12 protein-coding genes are annotated in these 12448 nt (G+C 66.1%); 10 read left to right on the top strand and 2 right to left on the bottom strand.

The features are described from left to right. Window position 1 precedes the first annotated feature (1 nt). Entirely contained in the window at window positions 2-301 is a 300-nt protein-coding gene (gatC, locus tag AC3FKG_RS26065) for an Asp-tRNA(Asn)/Glu-tRNA(Gln) amidotransferase subunit GatC (protein ID WP_483710075.1), read from the bottom strand. Window positions 302-923: 622 nt separating this feature from the next. Here gatC and AC3FKG_RS26060 point away from each other — a divergent pair. The 7 genes from AC3FKG_RS26060 (at window position 924) to xerC (ending at window position 8988) form a co-directional block, all read left to right on the top strand. Continuing rightward, window positions 924-1967: a rod shape-determining protein gene (locus AC3FKG_RS26060; RefSeq protein ID WP_483710076.1), complete on the top strand. Its 1044-nt coding sequence runs from the start codon at window positions 924-926 to the stop codon at window positions 1965-1967. Window positions 1968-2178: 211 nt separating this feature from the next. Further along, window positions 2179-3144, top strand: a complete 966-nt coding sequence (gene mreC, locus AC3FKG_RS26055) for a rod shape-determining protein MreC (RefSeq protein ID WP_483710077.1) — start codon at window positions 2179-2181, stop codon at window positions 3142-3144. Next, window positions 3144-3656 carry a rod shape-determining protein MreD gene (gene mreD / locus AC3FKG_RS26050; RefSeq protein WP_224082885.1) on the top strand — a complete coding sequence of 171 codons (513 nt, stop codon included), beginning with the start codon at window positions 3144-3146 and terminating at the stop codon, window positions 3654-3656. Before mreC ends, mreD begins: the two co-directional genes overlap by 1 nt. Before the next feature lie 31 nt (window positions 3657-3687). Then, entirely contained in the window at window positions 3688-5997 is a 2310-nt protein-coding gene (gene mrdA, locus AC3FKG_RS26045) for a penicillin-binding protein 2 (protein WP_488744512.1), read from the top strand. Between the two features lie 11 nt (window positions 5998-6008). Then, on the top strand, window positions 6009-7151 hold the full coding sequence (rodA, locus tag AC3FKG_RS26040) for a rod shape-determining protein RodA (RefSeq protein ID WP_483710079.1): 1143 nt from the start codon (window positions 6009-6011) through the stop codon (window positions 7149-7151). 83 nt (window positions 7152-7234) lie between these two features. Continuing rightward, window positions 7235-7906: a DUF484 family protein gene (locus AC3FKG_RS26035; RefSeq protein WP_483710080.1), complete on the top strand. Its 672-nt coding sequence runs from the start codon at window positions 7235-7237 to the stop codon at window positions 7904-7906. A 35-nt stretch (window positions 7907-7941) separates the two neighbouring features. After that, window positions 7942-8988, top strand: coding sequence for a tyrosine recombinase XerC (xerC, locus tag AC3FKG_RS26030; RefSeq protein ID WP_488744511.1), 1047 nt, complete (start codon window positions 7942-7944; stop codon window positions 8986-8988). A 4-nt stretch (window positions 8989-8992) separates the two neighbouring features. On the opposite strand, the gene AC3FKG_RS26025 is transcribed toward xerC, so the two are convergent. Next, the gene (locus AC3FKG_RS26025; protein WP_488744510.1) at window positions 8993-9952 is read right to left on the bottom strand and encodes a transcriptional regulator GcvA; all 960 of its coding nucleotides are present in this window, start codon (window positions 9950-9952) and stop codon (window positions 8993-8995) included. 203 nt (window positions 9953-10155) lie between these two features. Between AC3FKG_RS26025 and AC3FKG_RS26020 the strand changes: the two genes are divergently transcribed. The 3 genes from AC3FKG_RS26020 (at window position 10156) to lipA (ending at window position 12445) form a co-directional block, all read left to right on the top strand. Further along, window positions 10156-10524, top strand: a complete 369-nt coding sequence (locus tag AC3FKG_RS26020) for a DUF2917 domain-containing protein (protein WP_483710084.1) — start codon at window positions 10156-10158, stop codon at window positions 10522-10524. A 165-nt stretch (window positions 10525-10689) separates the two neighbouring features. Then, window positions 10690-11400 (top strand): lipoyl(octanoyl) transferase LipB, encoded by a 711-nt coding sequence (lipB, locus tag AC3FKG_RS26015; protein ID WP_483710085.1) that lies wholly within the window; start codon window positions 10690-10692, stop codon window positions 11398-11400. 49 nt (window positions 11401-11449) lie between these two features. Next, on the top strand, window positions 11450-12445 hold the full coding sequence (lipA, locus tag AC3FKG_RS26010) for a lipoyl synthase (protein ID WP_483710086.1): 996 nt from the start codon (window positions 11450-11452) through the stop codon (window positions 12443-12445). Window positions 12446-12448: the final 3 nt, after the last annotated feature.

Here is a 12448-nt window from a genome sequence, read left to right as displayed (position 1 = left end):
GTCATTCAATGACCTTGGGCACCAGGTAGAGGCCATCCTGGGTGGCCGGCGCGGGGCGCTGGTAGTCTTCGCGCCGGTCGCTTTCGGTCACGGCGTCTTCGCGCAGGCGCTGGGCCATGTCGCGCACGGTGGCCAGCGGGTGGGCCAGGGGCTCGATGCCGGTGGTGTCAACCGCCTGCATCTGCTCGACCAGCGAGAAGAAGTTATTGAGCTGCGCAAGCGTCTGGGACGCCTCTTCATCGGTGGTTTCGATGCGGGCCAGATGGGCGATGCGCTTGACGTCGGATAGGTCGAGGGCCATGGCGAGGTGGATAGTTCGGGTGCAAAAAGGCGCTTGCGGCACAGGCGCCGGAGGCATGCGGCGGGTGCGTCGCGCGGCCGGGGCAGGTGCCGGAGGGGCGCCCCGGGGTCGTCGGATCAGCTGTGGTTTTCAGGCCGTAAACGCCCGATTCAGCAGGAATTATAAGGTATCATTGCGTGCCTCCCGACCTTTGGCAGCGTCTACGCCACATGACCGCCGGCGTTATCTCGCGGGTGCGCAAATTGCCACTTTTTCGACGTAAGCTTTGCTGCCGTCAAACGTGCTTCGGACTGCACTGGCCACGTGCCGTGCACTGCCCGAGGCGCGATGGTCTGGGTCCCTCTGATTAGCCCTCCGCTGCATTGCTGATCTTCAGCAAACTCGCATCGACGTGGTCTTTTCGCGAACTTTTTCGTGAGGTCTAATCAAAGGTTCCCGTAAGAGTGGTGCGCGACAGCGCACTGCGGCGGTTTGCCGGCGCCCCCCGCGAGGGGGCGGATGGCCGACTAGCCGGCGCCCGGGAAGCCTCGACCTTACCCGCATGAACATATATTGTGGCCGGCCCGCAGGCGGTGCCGGCCACTTCGCCTACCCGCGAACCCAACAGAAAACAGGATTCCTGATGTTCGGATTTCTCCGCAGCTACTTCTCCAACGACCTCGCCATCGACCTCGGCACCGCCAACACGCTGATCTATATGCGCGACAAGGGCATCGTCCTGGACGAGCCTTCGGTCGTGGCCATCCGCCAGGAAGGCGGACCCAACGCCAAGAAGACCATCCAGGCGGTGGGCAAGGAAGCCAAGCAGATGCTGGGCAAGGTGCCGGGCAATATCGAGGCGATCCGCCCGATGAAGGACGGCGTGATCGCCGACTTCACCGTGACCGAGCAGATGCTCAAGCAGTTCATCAAAATGGTGCATGACACCAAGCTGCTGCGTCCGAGCCCGCGCATCATCATCTGCGTGCCGTGCGGTTCGACCCAGGTCGAGCGTCGCGCCATCCGCGAATCGGCGCTGGGCGCCGGCGCCAGCCAGGTGTACCTGATCGAGGAGCCGATGTCGGCCGCGATCGGCGCCGGCCTGCCGGTGTCGGAGCCGTCGGGCTCGATGGTGGTGGACATCGGCGGCGGCACCACCGAGGTGGGCATCATCTCGCTGGGCGGCATGGTCTACAAGGGTTCGGTGCGCGTCGGCGGCGACAAGTTCGACGAGGCCATCGTCAACTACATCCGCCGCAACTACGGCATGCTGATCGGCGAACAGACCGCCGAAGCCATCAAGAAGGAAATCGGCTCGGCTTTCCCGGGTTCCGAAGTCCGCGAGATGGAAGTCAAGGGCCGCAACCTGTCCGAAGGCATCCCGCGTGCCTTCACGGTGTCGTCCAACGAAATCCTCGAAGCGCTGACCGATCCGCTCAACCAGATTGTCTCGGCCGTCAAGATCGCGCTGGAACAGACTCCGCCCGAACTGGGCGCCGACATTGCCGAGCGCGGCATGATGCTGACCGGCGGCGGCGCGCTGCTGCGCGACCTGGACCGCCTGCTGGCCGAGGAAACCGGCTTGCCGGTGCTGGTCGCCGAAGACCCGCTGACCTGCGTGGTGCGCGGTTCCGGCATGGCGCTGGAACGCATGGACAAGCTGGGCGGCATCTTCTCGTACGAGTAAGGCCACCGGATTGCACGCGGCGATGCACCGCCTGCCGGATCTCCTGATCAGGGCTGCGGGGCAACGCCGCGTCCGCGGGTACGCTCCCGCGGAAACGATTGCCGCCTCCGCGCTGTCCGGCCGGGGCGGCAATGTCTTTGCGCTTTCGGTCTTGCTTCCGCTTCCGCTTCCGCATTCGTCTTCCATCCCGTCAACGCCCGCGCCCGGCTAAATGGATTACTCTCCACCGCCGCTTTTCAAGCAAGGGACTTCGGCCGTCGCGCGCCTGGTCCTGTACGTGGCCATCGCGCTGGCGCTGCTGATCGTCGATGCGCGCTTCAATGCGCTCAGCGTCGTGCGCCAGGTGGCCGCCACGGTGCTGATGCCCATCGAGCGCGTCGTGCTGGTGCCGCGCGATGCGCTGCGCGCCGTGTTCGACTACGCGCAATCGTCCGCCGCGCTGGCCAGCGAAAACCGTGAACTGCGCCTCGGCGCCGTGCAGCAGGCCGAAGCCTCGGTGCGCCAGGCGCAGCTCGAAGCCGAGAACAACCAGTTGCGCAAGCTGCTGAGCCTGCAGCAGCAGTCGGCCACGCCGGTCACGGCGGCGGAAATCCTCTACGACGCGCGCGATCCGTATTCGCAGCGCATCGTGATCGACAAGGGCAGCCAGCAAGGGCTGCGCGCCGGCTACCCGGTGATCGACGAACGCGGCGTGGTGGGTCAGGTGACGCGGGTCTCGCCGTTCCAGTCCGAAGTCACGCTGCTGACCGACAAGGACCTGGCGATTCCCGTGCAGGTGGTACGCAATGGCTTGCGCAGCGTGGCCTTCGGCGGCGCGCGCGCCGGCCAGCTTGACCTGCGCTTCATGGCCGCGGCGGCCGACTTGCAGCAGGGCGACCTGCTCGTGACATCCGGACTGGACGGCACTTACCCGCCTGGCCTGCCGGTGGCAAAGATCACGCATGTCGAGCGCAAGGCCGATACCGCCTTCTCGCGCGTGTGGTGCGAACCGGTGGCGGGCGTGCGTGCGCACCGCCAGCTGCTGGTGGTGCGCTACGACTCGGCCATGCCGCCGCGCGAAGCGGCCGAGGACAAGCCCGATGCGCCCGCCAAGGGGGCCCGCTCGGCCGCCGCGCGTGCCGCGGCAGCCAGCGCCGCGGCGGCCAAGGCTGCCCCCGCCGCCAAGGAGGCTCAATAGTGACCAATCCACAGTACCTGCTGCGCCCGGTGAACCCCGCGTTCATCGCGTTCAGCTTTGTCATGGCGTTCCTGTTCAACCTGATGCCGTGGGGCACCACCTTGTGGATCCCCGACATGGTGGCGCTGGTGCTGGTGTTCTGGAACATCCACCAGCCGCGCAAGGTCGGCATGGGCGTGGCGTTCGCACTGGGCCTGCTGATGGACGTGCATGACGCGCGCCTGCTGGGCGAGCATGCGGTGGCCTATACGCTGCTGGCCTATTTCGCCATCACCATCCACCGCCGCGTGCTGTGGTTCACGGTCTACACGCAGGCGCTGCACGTGCTGCCGCTGCTGTTCGTCGCGCACGCGGTGCCGGTGGTGATCCGCCTGGCCATGGGCGCGCCGCTGCCGGGCTGGCCGCTGCTGCTGGCGCCCGGCATCGAAGCGCTGCTCTGGCCGATGGCTACCGCCGTGCTGCTCGCACCGCAGCGCCGCTCGGTCGACGTCGACGAAACGCGTCCGATCTGAGCGCGATAAACGTATCCAACCCGGCAGTACCATGACCGAAATCCGCAACGTCGAACTGGAAATCGGCCGCTTTCGCCTCCGCGTAGCGGCCGCGGCGCTGTTCACGGTGATCTGCTTCGGGCTGCTGTTCACGCGCTTCCTCTGGCTGCAGTGGTACAAGCATGACCAGTATTCGGCCAAGGCCGAGGACAACCGCATCTCCGTGGCGCCGATCGAGCCCAACCGCGGCATCATCATGGACCGCAACGGCATCGTGCTGGCGCGCAACTACTCGGCCTACACGCTCGAGATCACGCCGTCCAAGCTGACCGATACGCTCGACAACACCATTGAAGCGCTGTCGTCGCTGGTCGACATCCAGCCGCGCGACCGCCGCCGCTTCAAGCGTCTGCAGGAAGAGTCGCGCAGCTTCGAAAGCCTGCCGATTCGCAGCCAGCTGACGGACCAGGAGGTGGCGCGCTTCTCCGCGCAGCGTTTCCGCTTCCCCGGCGTGGATGTACGCGCGCGGCTGTTCAGGCAGTATCCGCTCGGCGAATCGGCATCGCACGTGATCGGCTATCTGGGCCGCATCTCGCAGCGCGACCAGGAGCGCATCGAGGCCATGGACGAGGCCAACGACGCCGATGGCGCCAAGTACGACCCGCGCAAGGACGCCGACAACTACAAGGGCTCGAACTACATCGGCAAGATCGGCCTGGAGCAGAGCTACGAAACCGAGCTGCATGGGTTGACCGGTTTCGAGGAAGTGGAAGTGAGCGCGGGCGGCCGGCCCATCCGCACGCTGTCGACCTCGCCCGCCACGCCGGGCAATAACCTGATCCTGTCGCTCGATATCCGCCTGCAGCAACTGGCCGAGGAACTGTTCGGCGACCGCCGCGGCGCGCTGGTGGCGATCGAGCCTTCCACCGGCGACATCCTGGCCTTCGTGTCCAAGCCGACCTTCGACCCGAACCTGTTCGTCGAAGGCATCGACAGCAACACCTGGAGCGAGCTCAACAATTCGCCCGACAAGCCGCTGCTGAACCGCCCGCTTCGGGGTACATATCCGCCGGGCTCGACCTACAAGCCGTTCATGGCGCTGGCGGCGCTCACTACCGGCAAGCGCACCGCTGCCTGGGGCATGCATGACCCAGGCTCGTTCACGCTCGGCAACCATACCTTCCGCGACGACAAGCCGGGCGGCCACGGCTGGGTCGACATGCAGGCCTCGATCGTGCAGTCGTGCGACACCTACTACTATGCGCTGGCGCGCGACATGGGCGTCAATGCCATCCATGACTTCATGAAGCCGCTGGGCTTCGGCCAGATCACGGGCATCGACATCGAGGGCGAAAGCCGCGGCATCCTTCCATCCATGGAATGGAAGCGCAAGGCCTACCGCAAGCCCGAGCAACAGAAGTGGTATGACGGCGAAACCATTTCACTGGGCATCGGCCAGGGCTACAACAGCTTCACGATCCTGCAGCTCGCCAACGCGATCTCGATCATCGTCAATAACGGCGCGGCGATGAAGCCGCACCTGGTCAAGGCCGTGGAGGACTCGGTCACGCGCAAGCGCACGCTGACGGTGCCCAAGGAAAGCTACCGGCTCGACTTCAAGCAGGCCGACATCGACGTGATCAAGCGCGCGATGGTCGCGGTGACGCACTCGGGCACCGCCGCGCGCGTGTTCGCCGGTGCGGCCTATGAGTCGGCCGGCAAGACCGGTACGGCCCAGACCTACACGCTCGGCAAGAACGAAAAGTACAACCACCACGCGCTGGACGAGCGCAAGCGCGACCATTCGCTCTACACCGCTTTCGCGCCTGCCGACAACCCGAAGATCGCGCTGGCGCTGATCGTCGAGAACGCGGGCTTCGGCGCTGCGGTGGCGGCCCCGATCGCGCGCAAGGTGATGGACTATTACCTGCTCGGCAAATGGCCGGCGGAACTGGAGGCCTCGGCGCCGCCGCCGGCCGAGCGGCCACCGGTCGATACGGCCAGCGTCTTCACCACCGGCAACACAGCGAGCATCGCCAGCGCGACGGTGATGTCGAGCGGTGCCAGTGCCAGTGCCAGTGCCGTGGCGGCCAGCGCGGTTGGTGCCGCTTCCGTGGCGTCGGCGGCGCCGGCGTCCGCGGTGGCGGGCGCCTCCGCGGCCGTGGCGCTCGACCCCGCCGCGATCGCGCCGGCTTCGGCCGTCGAGACGCTGGACGAGCGCATGCTGCAGGCGCTGGGCCACAGCAAGCCCAAGCCCGTGGCACCGGCCTCCGCGGCCGCCGCCGCCAAGGCGCCCGCGCCCAAACCACGCGTCAAGCCCGTAGCCGCCACGCCGGCGACGGGCGCCGACGTCACCCGTTGAAGGAGACGCGCATGGACAAGCGTCGCGTCCTGTCGCTGATCAAGACAGCGTTCACCGGCTTCGACAAGCCGCTCGCTCTGATCGTGTTCCTGTTGTTCGCCACCGGCATCGTGGCCCTGTACTCGGCCGCCATCGACATGCCGGGCCGGGTCGAAGACCAGCTGCGCAATATCCTGCTGTCGTACGTGGTGATGCTGGTGATCGCTTACCTTCCCACGCAAACGCTGATGCGCGTGGCGGTGCCGATCTATACCATCGGCGTGGCGCTGCTGATCGCGGTGGCCATGTTCGGCCTGATCCGCAAGGGCGCGCGCCGCTGGCTCTACGTGGGCATGGTGATCCAGCCGTCCGAGATCATGAAGATTTCCATGCCGCTGATGCTGGCCTGGTACTTCCAGAAGCGCGAGGGCGTGGTCCGATGGTATGACTTCGCGGTGGCGCTGGTGCTGCTGCTGATCCCGGTCGGCCTGATCGCCAAGCAGCCCGACCTGGGCACCGCGCTGCTGGTGATGGCGGCGGGCATCTACGTGATCTACTTTGCCGGCCTGACCTGGCGCATCATTCTGCCGCTGATGGCGATGCTGGTGGTGGCGGTCTCGCTGCTGATCACGTTCCAGAACGACATCTGCGCACCCGGCGTGACCTGGCCGGTCCTGCATGACTACCAGCAGCATCGCGTGTGCACGCTGCTGGACCCGACCACCGACCCGCTCGGCAAGGGCTTTCACACGATCCAGTCGATCATCGCGATCGGCTCGGGCGGCGTCGAGGGCAAGGGCTGGCTCAAGGGCACCCAGACCCACCTGGAATTCATCCCGGAGAAGCACACCGACTTTATTTTCGCGGTGTATTCGGAGGAGTTCGGCCTGATCGGCAATGCCGTCCTGCTGGTGCTGTACCTGCTGCTGATCTTCCGCGGCCTGTTCATTGCCGCCAACGCGCCGACGCTGTTCTCGCGGCTGCTGGCCGGCTCCATCACGCTGATCTTCTTCACCTATGCCTTCGTCAACATGGGCATGGTGAGCGGCATCCTGCCCGTGGTGGGCGTGCCGCTGCCGCTGATGAGCTACGGCGGCACGGCGCTGGTGACGCTGGGCGCGGGCATCGGCATCCTGATGGCGATTTCCCGACAGAAACGGCTGATCCAGACGTAATACAGAGGGACGATGGCCCAGGGCGGGGCGCCGGCGCCCCGCTTTGCTAAACTGCCATGCAAAATTCTCTCGGTTCGAAGCCCATGAACGCCCAAGACGTCGCCGCCTACCTGCAGAGCAATCCCCAGTTCTTCGAAGACCATGCCGAGCTGCTCGCCACCGTGCAGCTGACCAGCCCGCACAGCCACCGTGCGGTGTCGCTGCAGGAACGGCAGATGGAAATCCTGCGTGAAAAGAACAAGGTACTGGAACTGCGCCTGGCCGACCTGATGCGCCACGGGCACGACAATGACCGCACCCAGCAGCGCATGCATGCCTGGCAAATGCGGCTGATGGGCGAGCCGGACTCCCACGCGCTGCCCTATGCCGTGCAGGACGGCCTGCAGCAGGTGTTCGATGTGCCCGCCGTGGCGCTCAAGCTGTGGGATGTGGCTGAGCAGTATGCCCATATGGAAGTGGCGCAGGGCGCCAGCGATGACCTGCAACTGTTCTCCGAAGGCCTGCGCGCGCCGTACTGTGGCGCCAACGCGGGTTTCGAGGCGGCCGGCCTGCTGGAACTCGACGAAGTCGCATCGCTCGCCATGGTGGCCTTGCGTCCGCCCGTGCGCACCGCCGGCGAGGTGCCGGGCGCGGCCTTCGGCCTGCTGGTGCTGGGCTCGCCCGATCCGCGCCGTTTCCTCGAGGGCATGGGCACGGCCTACCTGACGCAGATCGGCGAAGTGGCCGGTGCCGCGCTGAATCGCCTGCGCGAGTGAATTCCAGCGGGCCGCGTCGTCCACGCCTTGCTTCCATGACCCACGATCCGACCAAGGTCTCAGCGGCGGATACGGAGCCGCCGGCGGCCGACCCCGTCATCGCGCAATATCTGGCCTGGCTGCAAGGCAGCCGCAAGCTTGCCGAACACACCATCAGCAGTTATCGCCGCGACCTGACCGCGCTGCAGGCGCACGCCGCCAGGCACGCGCCGGGCTTTGCGCTGCTGGCGCTGCAGACGCGCCATATCCGCGCCTTTGCCGCGCGCCTGCATGGCGCAGGCCTGGCAGGCACCACGATTGCCCGCACCTTGTCCGCCTGGCGCGGCTTCTATCTTTGGGCGGCGCAGCACGGCCTGGGCGTCCAGGCCAATCCCGTGGATGGCGTGCGCGCGCCGCGTTCCCGTCACCGGTTGCCCAAGGCGCTATCCGTCGAGCATGCCGTGGCGCTGGTCTCGCATTCCGCGGGGACCGATGCCGCCGCGCTGCGCGACCAGGCCGTGTGGGAGTTGTTCTATTCAAGCGGATTGCGCTTGTCGGAACTGGTGCAGCTCGACGCCCGCTATGAAAAGCGCGATGGCTATGAATCGGCCGGCTGGATCGATATGTCCGGCGCCGAGCTGACCGTGACCGGCAAGGGCTCGCGCCGGCGCACGTTGCCGGTCGGCAGCAAGGCGATGGACGCGTTGCGCGGGTGGCTTGCCGTGCGCGAGCAGCTATTGCGGCCGGGTGCCGCGCCCGAGGATGCGTCCGCACTGTTCCTCGGTGCGCGCGGACACCGGCTGTCGATGCGCGTGGTGCAGTTGCGGCTCAAGGAGCAGGCGATTCGTGCCGGCGTGCCAGCCGACGTGCATCCGCATATGCTGAGGCATTCGTTTGCGACGCATATGCTGCAATCGTCGGGCGACCTGCGGGCGGTACAGGAGTTGCTCGGGCATGCCAGCATCTCCACGACGCAGATCTACACCTCGCTGGACTTCCAGCATCTGGCCAAGGTCTATGACAAGGCCCATCCGCGGGCCGGAAGGGCGGCGTCGGCAAAGGACAAGGACGACAATGACAAGGCGTCGCCCGTGAAGGACTGAGTTCTCAATCCGCCCACTGCGCCAGCACTTCCCGGAACCGTTCGATCTCCGGCAACAGCCAACCTCGAAACGCCTGCACTTTCGGCGAATCCAGCGCCCCGGGCGCGCACACGAAATACAGCAGCCACGGGCATGGAATGCTGACATCGAACAACCGCACCACGCGGCCGGACAGCAGGTCGTTGTAAGCGAGCGAAGAGCGGATCAGTGTGACGCCCTGGCCCTCGGCCGCTGCCTGCAGCAACAGCGACGAATCTTCGAGCAATAGCCCCTTGCGCGGCTCGGGCCAGTCCAGCCCTGCGGCTTCGAACCATGGCTTCCACGGGTCGCCTTCGCCGCGCAGCAAGTTCAGGCCGGCCAGGTCGGCGGGCCGCTCCGGCAGGCGTCCGCCGTTGAAGGCGGGGCTGCAGACCGGAAAGAACACATCATCGAGCAGCTTTTCCACGTACAGGCCCGGATAGTCGCCAGTGCCCATGCGCAACGCGATATCGACCTCTTCCTGGCCAAAATCCACGAGCGTATTCGACGACAGCAGCTCGACGTCCAGCTCCGGATGCCGTTCGATAAAGCTGCCAATGCGCGGCATGAGCCAGCGCGCGGCGAATGACGGCATGGTGCTGATCGTCAGCCGTTTGTCGCGGTTGCCGGACTGCAGCACGCGCGTGGCATCGGCGATCTGCAGCAGGGCATCGCGGATGCGCTCGGCGTAAAGGCGCCCGGCCGGTGTCAGCGCCACGCGCTTGCCGTGGCGCTCGAACAGCGGCATCGCAAGTTCCTCTTCCAGCGCGCGGATCTGGTGGCTGACCGCGCCGTGCGTGACGAACAGTTCCGTCGCCGCGCGCGAAAAGCTCTCGTGCCGGGCCGCCGCTTCGAACGCGCGCAACGCTGTCAGCGCCGGCAGGCGCGGCAATTCGCGGTGCCAGCCACGCGGCATATCCCTTTCCCATGCACCTTTCCATGCCATGACATGCTCCGCTTTGTGAATTTGGCTAACAAGAACCTTAAAAATATATCGTTTTGCCAGTGCCCGGGCAATCACTAGAATTCAGTTCACCGGCGCCCCATTGCCATGACGAATCGAAGTGTACTGGCGGGAAAACCAGGCCAGTACCGGTCATGTGGCAAAACCCGGCAAGCGTGCCGAGGCCGGCGGACAGGAGATCCATCATGCAAGCTCTGCTCACAACGACAGTTTTCACACTGAATCCCGGCGAAGTCACGGCGCTGTCCATGCATGCGGCACAGCGCCTCCATGTGGAAGATGCCGCCGGCACCGACCTGTGGATTACCCGCGAAGGCGATTCCGAGGACTACTGGCTGCGTTGTGGCGCGAGCCTGCTGCTGCGGCGTGGCGATGAAGTGGTCTTGAGCATCGATCCGCGGGCCCGCCGTGCCGTGCGGCTGGCGTTGATCGCCGAGGCGCGCCGCCCGGCGCTGACGCTTGCGGATGTCCCCCACCTCGTGTATCGCAGCTTGCGGCGCCTGGTTCGAGGCACGGAATGGACGCCGGGCGACGACCACGCCAAGGCCGCGTGACGCGATGGGCGGAGAGACGTCGGAAGCCCATGCGCTAAGGCTTCGCCTGGTCTGGTCGAGGCCGGGCGATGAAACCGGCAGCGCGGACACCCGGCCGGACTGACTAATTCCCCATGAACGTGGCGGGGGCCGGCGTAAGCCGGCCCTTTTCGTTACACTCTCGCCATGCATCCGATTCAAGTCTTCGAGCGGGGCCGCGAGGATTACCAGCCCTGCTTCGACGCGATGCGCGCCTTCACTGCCGCGCGCACGCCCGAGACGCCCGACCAGATCTGGCTGGTCGAGCATCCGCCGGTCTACACGCTGGGCCAGGCGGGCGATCCCGCGCACCTGCTGGCGCCGGATGCGCATATCCCGATGGTGCAGATCGACCGTGGTGGACAGATCACTTACCACGGCCCCGGCCAGGTGGTGGCTTATCTGTTGCTCGATCTCAAGCGTCGCAAACTGATGGTGCGCGAGCTGGTGAACGACATCGAGCAGGCCGTGCTGGACACGCTTGCCGCGTATAATCTCGCGGCTGAGCGCAAGTCCGGCGCCCCCGGCATTTACCTGTCGGACGGGCCGCACCGGGGCGCGAAGATTGCCGCACTCGGGCTCAAGATCCGCAATGGCTGCAGCTATCACGGCGTCAGCCTGAACGTGCAGATGGATCTGGCGCCGTTCCTGCGCATCAATCCGTGCGGCTATGCCGGACTGGAAACGGTCGACATGGCCACTGCCGGTGGACACTGGCAGGACCAGCCCGTGACCGCCGCACAACAAACTGACATCGCGCGACGCCTGGCGGCGGCATTGTGCGAGGTGCTGGCAGCGCGCGAGGCCCGTGCGCTGGCGGCCGACAAGACTGCCGCCACGCCGGCCCTGGCCTCTTAGTGACAAGCTGACAAGCGAATTGCACGCCGTTGCGCGTGCGGAGAAATTTATGAGCGACGCCCTGATCGCCTCCTCCAGCGAAGCCCCGCAATCCCCCGCGGAGCAGTACGATCCGACCCGCAAGCAGAAGTCTGCCGACAAGACCGCGCGCATCCCCATCAAGATCGTGCCGGCCGAAAAGCTCAAGAAGCCGGACTGGATCCGCGTGAAGGCCGCCACCGGCAACTCGCGCTTCTACGAGATCAAGGACATCCTGCGCGCCAACAACCTGGTGACGGTGTGCGAGGAAGCGAGCTGCCCGAACATCGGCGAATGCTTCGGCAAGGGCACGGCCACGTTCATGATCATGGGCGACAAGTGCACGCGCCGCTGCCCGTTCTGCGACGTCGGCCACGGCCGCCCCGATCCGCTCGACGTGAACGAGCCGGGCAACCTGGCGCGCACGATCGCCCAGCTCAAGCTGAACTACGTGGTGATCACCAGCGTCGACCGCGACGACCTGCGCGACGGCGGCGCCCAGCACTACGTGGACTGCATCAGCCAGACCCGCGAACTGTCGCCGGTGACCCGCATCGAAGTGCTCGTCCCTGACTTCCGCGGCCGCCTGGACAAGGCGCTGGACATCCTGCAGGGCTGCCCGCCGGATGTGATGAACCACAACATGGAAACCGTGCCGCGCCTGTACAAGCAGGCCCGCCCGGGCGCCGACTACGCGCACTCGCTCACGCTGCTGAAGGAATTCAAGCGCCGCAACCCGAACGTGGCGACCAAGTCCGGCCTGATGGTCGGCCTGGGCGAGACCGACGAGGAAATCCTCGAAGTCATGCGCGACATGCGCGCGCACGACATCGACATGCTGACCATCGGCCAGTACCTGGCGCCGTCGAACCACCACCTGCCGGTGCTGCGCTACGTGCATCCCGACACCTTCAGGATGTTCGAGGAAGAGGCCTACAAGATGGGCTTCACGCATGCCGCCGTGGGCGCGATGGTGCGCAGTTCGTACCACGCCGACCAGCAGGCGCATCAAGCCGGGTTTGCCTGAGCG

The sequence above is a fragment of the Cupriavidus sp. 22TCCZM04-2 genome (genome assembly GCF_057798895.1).
This window is presented reverse-complemented; position numbering and strand designations above follow the sequence as displayed.